The organism is Azoarcus olearius, from assembly GCF_001682385.1.
GTDB lineage: Bacteria > Pseudomonadota > Gammaproteobacteria > Burkholderiales > Rhodocyclaceae > Azoarcus > Azoarcus olearius.
Genome location: NZ_CP016210.1, coordinates 4,331,788 through 4,347,460 on the forward strand (window position 1 = coordinate 4,331,788; position 15,673 = coordinate 4,347,460).

Below are 15,673 nucleotides of genomic sequence, written 5' to 3' on the forward strand. Positions count from 1 at the left end.
TCCATGGTCGCGATCGCGCCACTGCACCGCAACCGGCACTTCATGCCGGAGCTGATCGTCACCCACGCCGAGGAACTCGCCTACCTGTGGGGCCGGCGGCGTGCCGCGGTGTCTTCCGACAGCCTCACGCTGCGCGACCTGCAGCACCTGCACGAGCGCATCGACGCCCACCTGCAGGGCATGCTGGTCGCAGTCGCCGAGCTGCCCGCACTGCTGGGCGACTGGCTGGCCTCGACCGATCGCGACGAGGTATTCGCGATCGCCTGCGCGCTGCTGCGCGGGGGCGATGCCGCCCACGCCGCCACCGTCGCCGCGGCCTTCGGCTCCGCCAGCGGCGCCCGTCTGCTCGGTCTGCGCGACGCGCTCGGGGCCGCGCCGCAGATCCACACCGAAACCGCCCTGCATGCGGCGCTCAACGGCGACGACGACGCGCGCGCGGCAGCCGCGGCAGCCGCGCTCGCGGGCCAGCGCCGCATCGGCGCCGGCGAACCGGCGCTGCTGCGCCTGCTGCAGGCCGAAGACCCGGCGGTGGCCGAGCAAGCCTGGCGCACGCTCGCCTTGCTCGACGGTGCCGGCATGCCCCAACCGCCCTACCGCGACGCGGTGCGGCGCCCGCAACCCGGCCTGCGCCGCGTGGTGCTGGCAGCGGCCAGCTGGCGCGGCGAAGCCTGGGTGCCGCAGGTCGCGCGCCAGCTCGCCGAAGGCGGCGACGCGGTGGGGCTGGAACACTGGGCCGCGGTGGGCGACACCGCGCTGCAGGCGCCGTGGGCGAACCTGCTCGCGGCCACGCCCGCGCCGTCGCGTTGCGCGCTGCTCGCGCGCAGCGGCCACCCGGACGCCATCGAGGCCCTGCTCGCGCTGATGGCCGAGCCGGACCCGGCCGCCGCGGCCGCCGCCGGCACCGCCTTCACCCGGCTCACCGGGCTCGACGTCGAGGGCGAACGGCGCACGCTGCCGGTCAATGCCGATGCCGACGACTTCGAGCGCGAATTCGCGCCCGACGTGTGGTTGCCCGATGCCGCACGCGCGCAGCAACTGTGGAACCGCCACCACGCGCAGTGGCGCGGCGGGCGGCGCTGGTGCCGCGGGCACGAGGTCTCCGCCACCTTGTCGACCGCCGCCCAGGCCAGCATCGACCTTGCCGCGCGCTGGGATTTCGGCATGCGCGCGGCACTTGCCGGGGCGCGCCTGATGGCGCCGCCGCCGGTCGTCTGAACACTACGGAGAAAGTCAGGTGCTACGCATCAGTGTCATCCAGGTCAACGGCTTTCCGCCCGCCACCCCGCTTGCCGGTGAATTCGACGAGCGCGGCGGCACCATCGGTCGCGACGACAGCAACGCGCTGACCCTGCCCGACCCCGGCCGCCACATCTCGCGCATGCAGGCCCAGGTCCAGTACGACGGCAGCCGCTATGTGCTGACCGACCACGGCGGCAACCCCACCCATCTCAACGGCCGCCCGCTGGGCAAGGGCGCCAGTGCCACGCTGCGCGACGGCGATGAGATCGGCATCGCCGACTACACGCTGCGGGTCGAGATCGTGCGCACCGTATCCGGCTTCGGTAACGAAACGCTGCCCAACATCGAACAGCGCGGCGACCCGCTCGGGCTGGATCTCGATCTGGCGCTGCCGCCCGACCTTCCGGCGGGCCTCGGCGCCCCGGCCGCAGCCGCGCCGCCGCCGCGCGCCGCGGCGCTCGACGACGATCCGTTCGCGGTGTTCGCCGCCGCCACGCCGACGCCGCCCGCGCCGCCTGCTGCCGCTCCGCCCGCGGCGTCGGTGTCCGACGACCCGTTCGCGGCATTCGCGCCCGCGCGGCCGGCCCCGCCCCCCGCGCCCGCGGCCAGCCGCGCGGGCGATCCGCTCGGCATCGGTGCGCTGGCGCAGCCCGCCGAAGCGAGTTCGCTCGACGCGCTGTTCGGCCTCGACGGCGCCAGCACCGGCGGCGACCCCTTCGCCGGCTCGCCGCTCGGCAACCCGGCCCATGCGCCCGCCCCGTTCGACGGGGGCGGCGAAGACCCGCTGGCGCTGCTCGGCGGCATGGCGGCAACGCCCAGCAGCGCCCCGGTGCGCAACGATTCGCCGCTGCTCAACGACGCCTTCGCCCCGCCGCGCCTGATCGACGACAGCCCACCGCCGCCGCTTGCGCCCGCCCCGGCGTCCGCCGCCGCACCGGCACCGCAGCGCAGCCCCGCTGCGCCGCAAGGCGGCGTGGTGTCGTGGGCCAGCACGCCCGCCGCACCCGCCGCACCCGCCGCACCCGCCGCACCCGCCGCACCCGCCGCACCCGCCGCACCCGCCGCACCGGCAGCGCCGGCAGCGCCGGTCGCCGGGGACGACGGGCGCGAGGCGCCGACCCGCATCGTGCCCGCACCCCCCCCGCCGGAGGCCCCGCGCGCCAACGTCGGCATCGAACGCGCGCCGCTGACGCCCGCCCCGACGCCCGCGGCCTCCCCCGTGCCGCCGGCGTCTGCACCAGCCGCCGCGGCGCAACCCGCGGCCGCCAGCGCCGGCTCCAGTGCCGACGCCGACGCGCTGCTGGCCGCCTTTGCCCGCGGCATCGGCCTGCCGCGGCTGGCCCCGGCGGGCGGGCTGACCCCCGAACTGATGGAGCACATCGGCCGCATGCTGCGCGAGGCGGTGCAGGGCACGGTGGAACTGCTGGTCGCGCGCGCGGCCACCAAGCGCGAGGTGCGCGCGGACGTGACCATGATCGTCAGCAAGAACAACAACCCGCTGAAGTTCTCGCCCGACGTCGATTTCGCGCTGATGCAGCTGCTGCTGCCGCAGGGCAGCGGCTTCATGAAGCCGGACGAGGCGATGCAGGACGCCTACGACGATCTGCGCGCCCACCAGCTCGGCTTCATGGCCGGCATGCGTGCGGCGCTGGCGAGCATCCTCGGCCGCTTCACCCCGGCCGAGCTGGAAGCCCGCCTGACCACCAAGAGCTTCCTCGACAACGTGCTGCCGGCCAACCGCAAGGCCAAGCTGTGGGACCTCTACGAGCAACGCTATGGCGACATCTCGCGCGAGGCCGAGGACGACTTCCATTCGCTGTTCGGGCGCGAGTTCCTGAAGGCCTACGAGGCCCAGATCGACCAGTTGCAGCGCGAACGCGGCTGAGCGTCCTTCTCCCCCCCACACACATCCTTTCCGAGCCCACAACGAGAACACGATGCTCGACCTCCAGACCGCCTACATCTCCCGCATCGGCCGCCGCAAGCGCAACGAGGACGCCTGCGGCTACTGGACCTCGCCGCAGGGCTGCTGCTGGATCGTCTCCGACGGCGCCGGCGGCCATGGCAGCGGTGACCGCGCCGCGCAGATCGTCGTCAGCACCGTGCTGGAACGCTTTTCCGCCCATCCCGAAGTGAGCGAAGCCCATGCGATCGGCCTGCTTGAAGCAGCACAGGCCGCGGTGATGGCCGAGAAGCACGCCAACCCGGGCGGCGACGACATGCACGCCACCGCGGCGCTGCTGCTGATAGACGCGGGGCGCCGCGAGGCGGTGTGGTCGCACGTCGGCGACACCCGCATCTACCTGTTCCGCAACCGCGAGCTGATCCACCAGACGCGCGACCACAGCCTGGTGCAAAGCATGATCGACGCCGGTTACGGCGACGCCGCGATGATCCGCACCCACCCCCAGCGCAGCCTGCTGACCTCGGCGATCGGCAACGCCGACGACCTCGCGCTCAGCGTATCGGGCGCGCCGGTGGCGATCGCGCCGGGCGACGCCTTCCTGATCTGCAGCGACGGCTGGTGGGAGTACGTCGATGAAGCACGCATGGCGGCCGAACTCGGCGCCGGCGGTTCGGCCACCAACTGGCTGGAGCGCATGGCGGCGGTGGTCGAAGCCCATGACAACCACCACAGCGATAACTACACTGCCGTCGCGGTCAAGGCCTACCGCGCCGAAGACGAGATCACGGTGTTGCTGCCCTGACGCCTCCCGACCCCGCGCCGCCTTCTTCCGCAGCCGCCGGCCCAGCCGGCAATGTCATACAGGACCGAAAACCATGAAAACCCGCCTTGCCCTCCTCCCGCTGTGCGCCGCGCTGGCGCTGAACGGTTGCGCCACGCTGGACGACAAGACCCAGAGCGCCGGCATCGGCGCCGCGCTGGGCTGCGCCGCCGGCGCCGCGCTTGCCACCCTCACCAACAACGACGCCGGCGGCGGCTGCGCCGCGGGCGCGCTGGTGGGTGGCATCGTCGGCTACATGAAGGCACGCAACGCCGAAATCGAAGAGGCCCGCCGCGCTACCGAAGCCACCACCCAGGTCAAGGGCGCCACCGTGTCGCCGGTGGAAACGCAGCAGGTCAAGGTGGTCGACACCAAGGCCAACAAGACCGACACGGTGTCGGCCTTCAAGTCCGTGTCGGTGGACATCCCGCTCAGCCAGGTCGATACGCCGGAAGGCCGCGAGGCGGTGCGCAAGCTGGAAGAGTACGCGCGCAAGACCGCCAACGAGCGCGGCGAGACGATCGACATGACCGTCGCCACCGCGCCGGGCAAGGGCACCGCGGCGGCCTCCAAGGTGACGCTGATGGAAACCAGCGAAGTCGCGGGCCGCGGCACCGTGCGCCGCACCCAGGTGGCCGACCCGCGCGTGCCGGCCAACGTCCAGCGCATCACGATCGAAGCCAAGAACCAGAGCCGCGTCGAGGTCTGACCCCGGCCACCCGAGATGCCGCGGCCGCCGGGGCCGCGGCATGCCCATCACCCTCCCTTTCCGCCACGCCATGCCACCTGTCCGCCTGCTGCTCGCCTCCGCCCTCGCCGCCACCCTGTTGCCCGCCGCGGCCCACGCGGCCTGCAATGACAAGAACTTCAGCCTGGTGCTGAACGTCGATCCCGGAAACGGCGTGGAGACCGGCCGGCGCTGCGAAGACACGGCGGAGAACTTCTTCGACCTGCTCAACGACGCGGCCTTCCAGCAGATGGTGCCGAGCTACACCGACATGGCGTTCGCGCAGGCCAACATCGACTTCAACGGCGTGCCGATCACGCTGCAGTTCGACTTCGAGAGCAGCGAGCTGCTGTTTGCCATCCCTGCGCTCGGCATCCACGAAGTGTTCGCCGGCACCACCCGCGACGCCTCGGCCGACATGCTGGTGGAGTACCTGAAGAAGAGCGGCGTGATGTCGCAGATCATGCGCTACCAGGCCGCGCACTCGCCGCACAGCGCGATCGCCGGCCCCGGCGGGCTGATCCCGAGCGCGGCGGCCGCCGACTTCGACGCCGCGATGTCCGACACGATGCGCGAGATCACCGGCGGCAGCGGCCCGGACAGCCCGACGTTCTCGATCGGCGCCTCCTACGGCAGCATGACCGTGGACGGCCGCAAGGGCGAACTCACCACGGTGCCGTTCTCGCGCGTGTGGCGCTCGGACTCGACGCCGGGGCAGATGTTCACGCTGTCCGGCTCGGTGACGATGGTGAAGATGGCGGGCGCCGAGGCCTACCACGGCGGCCTGGGCGCCGCCTTCCGCCTGCCGCTCAGCGAGCGCTGGGCGCTGACGCCCAGTCTGCGCTACGCGGTCACCGGCTCCGCCGACCTCGCCTCGGTGGCGGGCATGTACTCGGTGGGCCTGTCGAGCACCTACCACATCCCGCTCGACGGTCTCGACCTGGTGATCGGCAACATGGCGGGCTATTACAAGACCACCAAGCTGTCGATTGGCGACTACTCCTTCGACCCCAAGATCAAGACCTGGTCACTGCGCAACGGCGTGATGCTGGCGCAGCCGGTCAACCTGATGGGCCTGCCGCTGTCGGTGGAATATTCGCTGGTCGATACCCGCTACACCGGCGGCACCGAGTTCTTCGTCGACAACACCCAGGAAATCGGCGTGTCGATCGGCACCAACCGCAGCGGCGACGTCTCGAAGAGCTTCGCCCGCTTCGGCCTGCGCTATCTGCACGGGCGCGACACCAACAGCATCACGCTGTCGGGCAGCTACTGGTTCTGACCCCGCGGTGCGCGGCCGCCGACGCCGGCGGCCGCGGCGACTGCCTCAGTTCTGCAGCAGGCGGTCGAGGTCCTTGTTGAGCTGCTGCATGTATTCGCGCTCGGCCTTCTGGGTATCGTTTTCCTTCGGCTTCGCCGCCGGCGTGCGCTGCGGCGCCGGAGCGCCGCCAGCACCACCGTCGCCGCCCTGCGCCGACTGCGCGACAGGCGGCCGCGTTGCCGGCCTGGCGACCGCGTCTGGGCGCACCGCAGGCGTGGGCGCAGGCGCCGGCGCGGCGGCCGGCGGCGGCAATTCGCGGATCGCCGCCACCTTGGCACCGTAGCGCCCGGAGCAGGGTTCGCCCGCCACGCAGCGCGGCATGCCGATCAGTGCGCCGATATCGGCACCGCCCGCGAGCGCTGCTTCGAAACTTTCCCGGCTGGCCGACAACAGGTCGCCGTCGCGGCGGATCGCGGCGCGGTCGAAATCGCGCGCCTGTTCGGAAACGACCGCCAGCACCCGCCATTCGCCCGCCGGCGCCTGCGCCGGGAACACCCACGGCATCCGCAAATGCGGCCGCGGCACATGGAAGGTGTTGCCGACGCCGAGCGTGCTGTCGGCATCGGCGTCGTTGGGGAACAGGCGATAGACCATGTCGTCGCCGCTGTCCCACAGGAAGAGGTAGAGGTGGCCGGCGATCTTGCTGTCAAGCTGCAGCTTGAGCTGGTCCTGGCCGACGATCACGGTGGCCGGCGCTTCCATGCGCGGCGTCATCGCCGGATCGGCGCCGGCCAGGATGGCCTCGTAGGTGGCCGCCAGCGTCGCCGCCGCAGGGCGCGGCAGCGCGGGAAGCTGTACCACCGGCGCGGGGGGCGGCACGGCAGCCGGCGCCGCGGCGGGAGCCGGCGCGACCTCGGCCGCGGGGGTGGCGGCCGGCTTGCCGCCGGCGAGGAACCAGTAGCCGGCACCCGCCGCGGCCACCACGGCAAGCGCTGCGGCGCCGATGACCAGCGCGCGATTGCCGCCGGCAGGCCCGGCGGCCGCCGCGGGCCGGGTTGCAGGGCCGGCCTTCGGCGGCCGCGTGGCGCTGGCGGGCGCGACCGATGCGCCGGGCGCGGCGAACAGCGGCGAGTCCAGCCCCCAGCCGAGCGCCTCGCGCATCTCCGCCATGTTCTGCGGGCGATCCTCCGCCTTCACCGCCAGACAGCGGTCCACCCCGCGCAGGAAGGCATCGCCGTAGCGGCCTGCGGCCAGCGTCGCCAGCGGCTGGTAGCTGTCCTGCATCATGCGGCCGACCGAGGGCGGCGGCGTCTTGCCGGTGATCATGAAGTAGATCACCGCCGCCAGCGCATACACGTCGGTCCACGGCCCCTGCTGCATGCCCGGCATTTCGGCGTACTGCTCGATCGGCGCATAGCCCGGCTTGAGGATGACCGTAAGCGCCTGCGTCATGTCGCCGATGACGCGGCGTGCGGCGCCGAAATCGAGCAGCACCGGACGGTCGTCGCCGATCAGCATGATGTTGTCGGGGGCGACGTCGCGGTGGAAGCAGTTCTCGCGGTGGATGAGTTCCAGCGCGTCGATGACCGGCGCGAGCACCTTGCGGATCCAGCTCTCGTCGGGCACCGGGCGCTGTTGCAGCACCTCGCGCAGCGTGCGGCCGTCGTAGTAGGGCATCGCCATGTAGGCGGTGCCGTTGGCCTCCCAGAAGCGGTACACCTTGACCAGCGCCGGGTGGTCGAACTGGGCCAGCAGGCGGGCTTCGTTCACGAAGCTGCGGCGGCCGATCTCGAAGGTCTCGCGGTGGCGTTCGGAGCGCACCGCCACGGTGGCCGCGGCGGTGCGCGACGCGAGCGAGGCCGGCATGTATTCCTTGAGTGCGACCTTGCGCTCCAGCGAGTGGTCCTGCGCGAGGTAGACGATGCCGAAGCCGCCCTCGCCGACCAGCCCGATGATCTCGAATTCGCCCAGCCGCGTGCCCAGTTGCAGCGCGTTGTGGGCATGCTCATCGCGGGGCGCGGCCGTCGCGGCACCCGCGCCGCCCAGCACCACCGTCTTGTCGTCGTCGTTCGCGTCGGACACCGCTGTCGGATTCCTTTGGTTGTTCGATCAACCCGGCTTCACGCCGGGCAGCGCGGGCCTAAGCCTGGCCCGGCGCATATTGCAGCATGCGGGCGAACACCGCCGCACTCGGCATGCCGTGGCACGCGAAACCATCCGCCGCGCCCGTGTCGCCGCTGCACCACCACAAGGTGTAGGGCGCGAACAGCGCCGCCCCCAGGTGGCTCGCCGCGTCGCCCGCGACCACCGGCAGCCCGGCGCCATCGCCGCCGGACAGCCGCACGAAGGCGTCGCCGCGCAGCAGCGCGTCACCCAGCGCCGAGGGCAGGGTCGCCGGCAGCAGCGGCGCCGGACAGCCGGCCAGGCTGGCATCGAAGCTGTCCACCGTCGCGAGCGGATCCAGCCCGGCGCGCGCCACGTCCTCCAGCGCCGCGGTCCACCGCGTCAGCGCGCCGAGCGTGGCGGCGGTGGGGCTGAAGGCGGGCAAGGGCGCGCACAGCGTCAGCGGAAAATAGCGCCCCACCCGATCCACCGAGGGCAGCACGATGCCCGCCCAGGCGCCGGTATCGAGCGTGCGCTCGCCGAGCACGAAGCGCCACACCGGGGCGGTGAGAAAGCTGTCCAGCCAGGCCGCGCCGAGGTGTTCCTGGCTGTAGGCGAGCCCGCGCTGCAGCCAGCCATCCCACGCGGCGACGAAGCCCTGCGGCAGGCGCCGGCTGGCGAAGTCGCCGAGCGCCGGCAGCTTGCCGTACCAGCCGGGGGCGCTTTCGCCGGGCAGCATGCTCACAGCCCGGACGGGCAGCGGAAATCCACCAGCTCGCGCAGGCGGAAGGGGTTCTGCACGCTGTTGGTGGTCACTTCGAACACCGCCGAGCGGCCATCCACCACGAAGGTGGCGCGGAACTTCTCCGGCAGCGATGTCGGCGTGATGTTGGCCTTGTCGAGCATGCGGAACAGCGCCCAGGGGCCGTCGGTGGCGATGCCGGAGGTGCCGCTCTGGCCCGGCGGGGTGATCTGCACCCGCACCTGCAGGCCGCCCTTGGGGCCGGGCCACTGCACCGACTGCGGCACCTGCGGACCATGCGCGTAGTTCACCAGCTGACCGTCTACATCGAGCGTGAAGTGGGTGATCGCGGGGTCCATCTCGATGGGCTTGAAGTCCAGCCGCAGGTTGCCGCCGCTGCGGAAGAACACGTCGCGGATCACCGAGGCGCGCTGGAACTGCACCAGATTGCCAGGGGCGCCAAGCGACTGTTCCTGCACCTTGCGGAAGCTCCACGGCGAGGTGCCGACATCCACATACTGCGCCAGCTGCTGGTTGAAGAAGCTGTCGAACTTGCCGCCGGGGCCGAACAGCGCGGCGAAATCGTCGCGGGTGACGTCGCGCGCGCTGCTGCGCACGAAGGGATAGCGGCCGTCGGTGGCCTGACCGCAGAACTGGCCGACCTGGGTGGCCACCGCGGTGGACAGCGATTCGCGCAGCGAACTCAGCGCCTGACCGGTGCCGGCGGCGGAGAGCTGCTGCAGCATCGAGCGCACCGGCTCGGGCATGCGCGCGCTTTCCGCCTTGACGCGCGCGGTGGCATCCGACGGCGGCGGCGCCACCTTGTCGCGCAGCGCGGTTTCGGTGGCCGACAGATTCACGTACACATCGTTGAGCAGCGTCACCACCGCATTGATCGGGGCGGTGTTGCCGTCGCCGGTGACGAGCTGGCGCAGCGCCACGAAGCGGTCGTCCACGATGCGCTCGATGCCGGCACCGGCGGCGGCGCCCTGGCCGGGCTGATTGGCGCCGAAGATCATGCGGCCGAGTTCGCTGCGGGCTTCCGCCACGCGCTGCTGGGCCTTGTCGATCACCGACTTGTCCTCGGTAGCGACGATCAGCGTGGTCTCGCGCGACATCGCCTTCATCAGCTTGGGCAGCGGCGAATCCGCCGCCGACAGCACGCGCGCCACCTGGATGCTCTGCTGCAGGCTGCCGGCGCGCTGCACCGCGATGTCGTCGATGTAGGCTTCCCACACGCGGGCGTAGTCGGTCAGGTAGAGCCGGCGCACTTCGTCCGCCACCTGCTTGGCGCCGGCGGCGTCCGGCTTGGCCGAGGCGGTGCCGAGCACCCACGGCTCTTCCTCGGCAAGGTGGGCGGAGACGCGCTCGACCTGCGGGTCGAAGCCCTTGTGGTAGCCGTCGAAGCTGTACAGGCCGGGCACGCCGCGGGTCAGCGGCTGGCCGCTCTTGCGCACGAACACCAGCGAGGCCGACGGGCCGACCGCCTTCTCGACGGTGAACTCGGGGAATTCGCTGCCCACGCCCTGGCGCTTGAGGCGGCTGTAGATGCGGTCCGGCAGGGTGTAGCGCAGCAGCTGGTTGCGCACCCGCGCGATCAGCTCCGCATCCGCCGCCACCGGCGACACCACCGCGCCGTCCTTGAACAAGGCGTCGAGGTAGCCGGCGAGCGCCGCACGCTGCTCGGCGGTGGTGTCGCGCGGCAGGTTGAGTTCCCAGTCGAGGCTGATCCAGGCCTTGATCGACTCGGCATCGAAGTGCGTCGCATCGTGCAGCATGATGTAGCTCTTCAGCGCCTCGTAGGCGAACTCGAGATTGTTGGGGTCGAGGTTGCGCAGCTGCTTTTCGACCCGCATCGCGATCCGCGGCAACAGCACGTCGCGCAGCATGCCGCGATAGGCCTGCTCCGCGGCAGCGTCGAGCTTGTCACCCTGGTACAGGCCGAAGCGCATCGACAGCGGCGCCTCGCCCTGCGGCCGCAGGTCGGTGTGCGACACGGTACGCACCGCGTCGAGCACCGGCAGGATGCCGACCACATCGTCGGAGGCGGCCACGCGAGCGTCGGCGACGACCGGCTGCACCGTCTTCACGCGCTCGCCGACGGCGTCGATGTAGGCGTCGTTGTTGTGATAGCTCAAGGCCCAGGCGAGCGCGAGCCCGACGGTGAGCACGCCGATGCCGGCAAACGTCGCCAGCCGCACCAGACCGCGGCGGCGTTCCCATTTCAGGTTGGTGCCGCCGATGCGCTGCTCGGCAAACACCACTTCGCGCAGCAGGCGGGTGATGAAGAAGCTCTTGCCGCTGCCGCTTTGCGGCGGAATCACGCGGCGTTCGAGGCCGAAGGCGGAACCGAGCGAGGACATCACGCGGTCGATCGGGCTGCCTTCCTGCGTGCCGCTGGTGAAATACACCCCGCGTAGCATCAGCGCGTGGTCGAAACCGGACGGGGCGAACACCTTGCCGAGGAAGGCGCCGAGCAGGCGGTTGGCGGCGGCGAGCTGCTGGTCGAAGGCGGCGATCGCGCCGCGCCGCGCAAGGTCGCGCTCGTCGCGCAGGCGCACCGGCAGCAGGTCGAGCACACGCTCGCGCAGGCGCCCGAGTTCGCCCGGCAGCGCCTGCAGCGCGGCGGCGGAATCGCCCTGCTGCGGGAAGGTGACGCCCCACACCTGGTCGCGCGCTTCCTTGCCGAAATCGTTGAAGAATTCGTTGAAGCCGGCGATCAGGTCGGCCTTGGTGACCAGCACGTAGATCGGCAGGCGGACGTTGAGCTGCTCGTACAGCTCCTGCACGCGGGCGCGCAGCGCGGCGGCATGGCGTTCGGCGCCGTCGGCATCCTGCGCCAGCAGGTCGCCGAGGCTGACGGTGAGCAGCACACCGTTGAGCGGCTGGCGCGGGCGATGGCGCTTCAGCAGGCCGAGGAAGCCCTGCCAGGCGCCGCGGTCGCTGGCCTGGTCGGAATCCTGGGTGGTGTAGCGGCCGGCGGTGTCGATCAGCACCGCGTCGTCGGTGAACCACCAGTCGCAGTTGCGCGTGCCGCCGACACCCTTCAACTGGTGGATGCCGAGCTTCTCGGCGAGCGGGAAGTGCAGGCCGGAGTTGATCAGCGCGGTGGTCTTGCCCGAGCCCGGCGCGCCGATAAAGACGTACCACGGCAGCTCGTACAAATAGCGGCCGGACCCGGCCGACAGCAGGCGGGCAACGCCGCCCTGCCTGGCGTGCGCCGCGGCCTGGCTGTCCTTCAACACCCGCAGCGCTTCCTCGAAGCGCTTGCGCAGGGTTTCGACCTCATCGGGCGTGGCGGCCTTGTCGGCGCCAGCGTCGTCGGCCTTGACCAGACCTTCGACGAGCTGGGCGTTCTGCTTCTTCGCCTTGATCTTGCGCCACACGAGGCGGAACACCACGAAGGCGACCACCAGCCCGATCAGGATCAGCCGCGCCAGCGCGGACTCCAGCGGCGCCCAGCCGGCGACCGCGATCAGCGGACCGACGAACCAGATCACCAGCGCCAGCGCGATCAGCCCGAGGATGCCGAGCAGCACCGGGTGGAAGAGGAACTTGAAGACGGCTTTCATGCGTAGCCCTGTATCGATGGCGCCGCGGCGCTCAGTTGCCCGCGGCCGGGAACACGATGATCTCGACGCGGCGGTTGCGCGCGCGCCCTTCCGGGGTGTCGTTGGAGGCAACCGGCTCGCTCTCGGCGCGGCCCTCGGTCTCGATGCGCGCACCGCCGAGCTGCGGCGCCAGCACCGCCGCCACCGAATCGGCGCGGGCCTGCGACAGATGCCAGTTGGACGGGAAGCGCGCGGAGCGGATCGGACGGTCGTCGGAATGGCCGCGCACCAGCACCGAACCCTTGACCCGCGCCACCGCCTCGCCGATGCGCGCCATCAGCGGCAGCACGCGCGGCGCCAGCGTGGCGCTGGCCGGTTCGAACAGGCCGTCGCCCTGGATCTGCACCACGCTGCGGTCCGGCAGGTCGCGCACGGTCACCAGCCCTTCGCGGATTTCGGGGGCGAGGAAGCCCTGCAACCGGTCGGGCACCTTCGCCGGCACCGCGGCGGCCTGTGCGAGCGGCGCCGGCGGCGGCACCTTGAGGCCGAGGATCTGCGCGAAAGCGGGGTCGGAGTGGCGGTTGAGCGCGTAGGACGCGGCCAGATAGATCAGCACCAGCAGCAGCGCGGCAATCGCCGCGACCGCCCAGATCGGCACCGAGTCGCGCAGCGGACGCGCGCTGGTCGCGGTGGTCTGCCACTGCGGCGACAGCTCGCGCACCGGCTCGCCGCGCTCCTTGAGGATCATCTGCGCCAGCCGTTCGCGCACCGCGTCGAGCTGGGCGCGGCCGTTCTGCAGCACGCGATAGCGGCCCTCGAAGCCGAGCGCCAGGATGATGTAGAAGAGTTCGAGCAGGTTGCGGTGGGTACCGGGCTGCTCGGCGACCTTGCCCAGCAGCTGGAAGAACTTCTCGCCGCCCCAGGCTTCGTTGTGGAACTGCACCAGCAGGCTCTTCTGCGCCCAGATCTTCTCGCCCCACGGCGTGTTGGCGGCGGTCTCGTCGAGGAAGGTGCACAGCGCGTAGCGGGCGCCGACGACATGCTCGTTGAGCACGCCGACCTCGCGCGCCTTGGTTTCGAAGGCCTGCACCGCGCGCGCGAGCGTTTCGCGCAGCCCGGCGGGATCGGGGTGATGGGCCTGACGCAGCTGCGGCACCAGGTTGAGCAAGGGATTGGCGGCGGCGACCAGCGGATTGAGGCCGGCGCTCCAGTCGAGCGCGGACAGCTCAACCCGCCCGAAGCTGAAGCCCTGCGCCGGCGCCGCGGCCGCCGCCGGGCGCGCGGCGCGCGCTCCCGGGTTGGGAATCACCAGCGTACGGTCGCCGGGCGGCTGGCCGAAAGGATCGTCTTGGTTCATGTCTGGTCCCGCCAGTTAGGCAGTCGCGCAGGCGCTGCCGCAGCAATGATCGGAGGGGCGGCGCTCATGCACGGATCGCCCACAGCGCGACGTCGAGGCCGGGGAAATCCCCGGTGACGTACATGCCGAGGCCGCCCGAGCTGTCGAGCTGCTTCCACAGGTCGCCGCTGTTGTCGAGTTCGAAATAGGTGTAGCCGGCGTGGAAGGGAATCTGGCGCGGCGCCACCGGCAGCGGCCGCAGCGCGATGCCGGGCAGCTGCAGGTTGACCAGGTCGCGCAGCTTTTCCACGGGGCCGAGCTTGGCCTGGGTGGGAAAGCGCGAGCGCACCGCTTCGGCCGGAATCTGCGCGTTGACCGCCAGCACGAAGCCGGCCTGGCGCAGCAGGCCGCGGTCGGCAATGACGCCGACGTAGCGGCCCTGCTTGAGATCCTGCAGCGGGATCTGCACCGCGTTCTGTTCCAGGATGGACGACAGCGCGCGGCGGATCTCGCGCATCAGCGGGTCGAACGAATCCTGCAGCGCGTCGTGGCGGTAGGCCGGCAGCGCGGGTGGGCGCCGTTCCGGCGCGGTCAGCGTGGCGAGTTCGCCCATCAGCGCGAGCAGCTGGCTGTACAGCCGCTCCGGATGGAGCGGCCGCAGTTGTTCGAGGTGGGCCATCACCGGCAGGTGGCGATTGACCGCGAGCAGGAACAGGAAGTCGGCGATTTCCGCGACGCCGCCGGTGCCGCCCTGGCTCATGCGGCCAGCGAGCGCTTCGCCGCGCTGGCCGAGCAGCCCGAGCACCTCGCGCAGCATCGACGCGAGCTGGGGCGCGCAGCCGCAGCCGAGCACCGGCGGAATGTAGCCGCGGTCGACCAACAGGCTGCCATCGGGGCGCCGCTCGGTCACGCGCAGCACGCCGAGGCGGACGAAGGCGTCGGAGTAATCCTGCGCCAGCCCGAGCGCGAGCCGCGGCCGCCCGACCTGGACGATCTCCGCGCTTCCGCCCCCGCCCGCGGCGTCGGGCAAGGCGGCGTCGGCGACGTCGTAGCGGGCGAGTGCGTCGTCGTCGCCTTCGATGCGGTATTCCGGCATCAGCGGGCGCTGCAGTGGCAGCGTCAGCACCACCAGCGCGTCCTTGGCGTCGGCGGGAAAGTCGAACGCAACCGGCCCCTCGTGGGCAGCGGGAAAGTCGAACGGCGTGCCGTCCGGCAGGATGCCGCTGGCGGCGCGGATCGAGACCTTGCCGATGGCGAGTGCCGCGTCATCGAGTTCCAGCGTGGAAAAACCCCAGCCGTTGGGCTGAAGCTGCCGGCGCAGGCTGTCGCCGCGCCATTCCGAATAGCGGTCCTGCTGCTGGAAATGCTGCGGGCGCAGGAACAGCCCTTCGGACCATACGACCTTGCTGAACCAGGACATGAACGGTGGATTCCTTCGGCCGCGCCGCCAGCAGCGGCGCAGCGCGGATTAGTCGGCTTTCTTGGGCGGCGGCAACGGCGCCAGGGTGGCGGCGAGGCTGATGCGGTCGTCCTCGACGCGGATCGTCACCAGGTTGCCGCGATTGGGAACGACGGGCACGGTGGCGCGCCACACCGCGCGGTCCACCTCGCGGAACGCCGCGAGCACGCCGACCACGCGGGCGCCCTCGGCATCACGGGCATCCAGCGTGCGCGTCTCGCCGGGTTTGAGGACGATCTCCTCGCGCGCCAGCACCGCGTCGCCGAGCACCTGCTGCTCGCGATCGAACAGCGAGAAGAAATCCGCGCCCTCGAACGCCGAGGCGTTCTTCAGCAGGTACACCCGCAACACCACCGGAGTGGGGCGGCCGCGCGTATCTATATTGATGCGGGGAGCGGCCGCGAGCGTCGGCGTCACCACCGTCGGCTCGGGCTTGGGCGGTGCGACGACCGGCTTGGAGCAGGCCGCGAGCACCGCCGCGGCGACCGCCGGCAGCACGACACGCAGCGCGCTGGCGCGAACATTCAAG

At 71.6% G+C, this 15,673-nt stretch carries 11 protein-coding genes; 5 read left to right on the forward strand and 6 right to left on the reverse strand.

What is annotated here, in order from left to right:
* Positions 1-3 precede the first annotated feature (3 nt).
* From dqs_RS19820 to dqs_RS19840, 5 genes are all read left to right on the forward strand, one after another.
* Positions 4-1,215, forward strand: a complete 1,212-nt coding sequence (locus dqs_RS19820) for a hypothetical protein (RefSeq protein WP_065341523.1) — start codon at positions 4-6, stop codon at positions 1,213-1,215.
* A 19-nt stretch (positions 1,216-1,234) separates the two neighbouring features.
* Positions 1,235-3,124, forward strand: coding sequence for a type VI secretion system-associated FHA domain protein TagH (gene tagH / locus dqs_RS19825; RefSeq protein WP_065341524.1), 1,890 nt, complete (start codon positions 1,235-1,237; stop codon positions 3,122-3,124).
* A 52-nt stretch (positions 3,125-3,176) separates the two neighbouring features.
* A complete protein-coding gene (locus dqs_RS19830; protein ID WP_065341525.1) occupies positions 3,177-3,947 on the forward strand; it encodes a PP2C family protein-serine/threonine phosphatase in 771 nt (256 codons plus the stop codon).
* A 73-nt stretch (positions 3,948-4,020) separates the two neighbouring features.
* Positions 4,021-4,674 (forward strand): glycine zipper domain-containing protein, encoded by a 654-nt coding sequence (locus dqs_RS19835; RefSeq protein ID WP_011767608.1) that lies wholly within the window; start codon positions 4,021-4,023, stop codon positions 4,672-4,674.
* A gap of 40 nt (positions 4,675-4,714) precedes the next feature.
* Positions 4,715-5,974 (forward strand): hypothetical protein, encoded by a 1,260-nt coding sequence (locus dqs_RS19840; protein ID WP_011767609.1) that lies wholly within the window; start codon positions 4,715-4,717, stop codon positions 5,972-5,974.
* A 45-nt stretch (positions 5,975-6,019) separates the two neighbouring features.
* Here the strand turns inward: dqs_RS19840 and dqs_RS19845 are convergent, their stop codons facing one another.
* The 6 genes from dqs_RS19845 to tssJ form a co-directional block, all read right to left on the reverse strand.
* On the reverse strand, positions 6,020-8,035 hold the full coding sequence (locus dqs_RS19845) for a serine/threonine protein kinase (protein WP_065341526.1): 2,016 nt from the start codon (positions 8,033-8,035) through the stop codon (positions 6,020-6,022).
* A 58-nt stretch (positions 8,036-8,093) separates the two neighbouring features.
* Positions 8,094-8,795: a type VI secretion system-associated protein TagF gene (gene tagF / locus dqs_RS19850; protein ID WP_065341527.1), complete on the reverse strand. Its 702-nt coding sequence runs from the start codon at positions 8,793-8,795 to the stop codon at positions 8,094-8,096.
* Between the two features lie 2 nt (positions 8,796-8,797).
* Positions 8,798-12,370 carry a type VI secretion system membrane subunit TssM gene (gene tssM / locus dqs_RS19855; protein ID WP_011767612.1) on the reverse strand — a complete coding sequence of 1,191 codons (3,573 nt, stop codon included), beginning with the start codon at positions 12,368-12,370 and terminating at the stop codon, positions 8,798-8,800.
* A 31-nt stretch (positions 12,371-12,401) separates the two neighbouring features.
* Entirely contained in the window at positions 12,402-13,706 is a 1,305-nt protein-coding gene (locus dqs_RS19860; protein WP_065341528.1) for a DotU family type VI secretion system protein, read from the reverse strand.
* 64 nt (positions 13,707-13,770) lie between these two features.
* Positions 13,771-15,105 (reverse strand): type VI secretion system baseplate subunit TssK, encoded by a 1,335-nt coding sequence (tssK, locus tag dqs_RS19865; RefSeq protein WP_011767614.1) that lies wholly within the window; start codon positions 15,103-15,105, stop codon positions 13,771-13,773.
* Between the two features lie 48 nt (positions 15,106-15,153).
* Positions 15,154-15,672, reverse strand: a complete 519-nt coding sequence (gene tssJ, locus dqs_RS19870; RefSeq protein WP_011767615.1) for a type VI secretion system lipoprotein TssJ — start codon at positions 15,670-15,672, stop codon at positions 15,154-15,156.
* Position 15,673: the final 1 nt, after the last annotated feature.

Bases quoted from the DNA above. Each gene is read 5' to 3' on its own strand.
- dqs_RS19820 (WP_065341523.1), top strand. From the start codon at position 4: ATGGTCGCGATCGCGCCACTGCACCGCAACCGGCACTTCATGCCGGAG.
- dqs_RS19835 (WP_011767608.1), top strand. From the start codon at position 4,021: ATGAAAACCCGCCTTGCCCTCCTCCCGCTGTGCGCCGCGCTGGCGCTG.
- tssM (WP_011767612.1), bottom strand. From the start codon at position 12,370: ATGAAAGCCGTCTTCAAGTTCCTCTTCCACCCGGTGCTGCTCGGCATC.
- tagF (WP_065341527.1), bottom strand. From the start codon at position 8,795: ATGCTGCCCGGCGAAAGCGCCCCCGGCTGGTACGGCAAGCTGCCGGCG.
- tssK (WP_011767614.1), bottom strand. From the start codon at position 15,105: ATGTCCTGGTTCAGCAAGGTCGTATGGTCCGAAGGGCTGTTCCTGCGC.
- dqs_RS19840 (WP_011767609.1), top strand. From the start codon at position 4,715: ATGCCCATCACCCTCCCTTTCCGCCACGCCATGCCACCTGTCCGCCTG.
- dqs_RS19830 (WP_065341525.1), top strand. From the start codon at position 3,177: ATGCTCGACCTCCAGACCGCCTACATCTCCCGCATCGGCCGCCGCAAG.
- dqs_RS19860 (WP_065341528.1), bottom strand. From the start codon at position 13,706: ATGAACCAAGACGATCCTTTCGGCCAGCCGCCCGGCGACCGTACGCTG.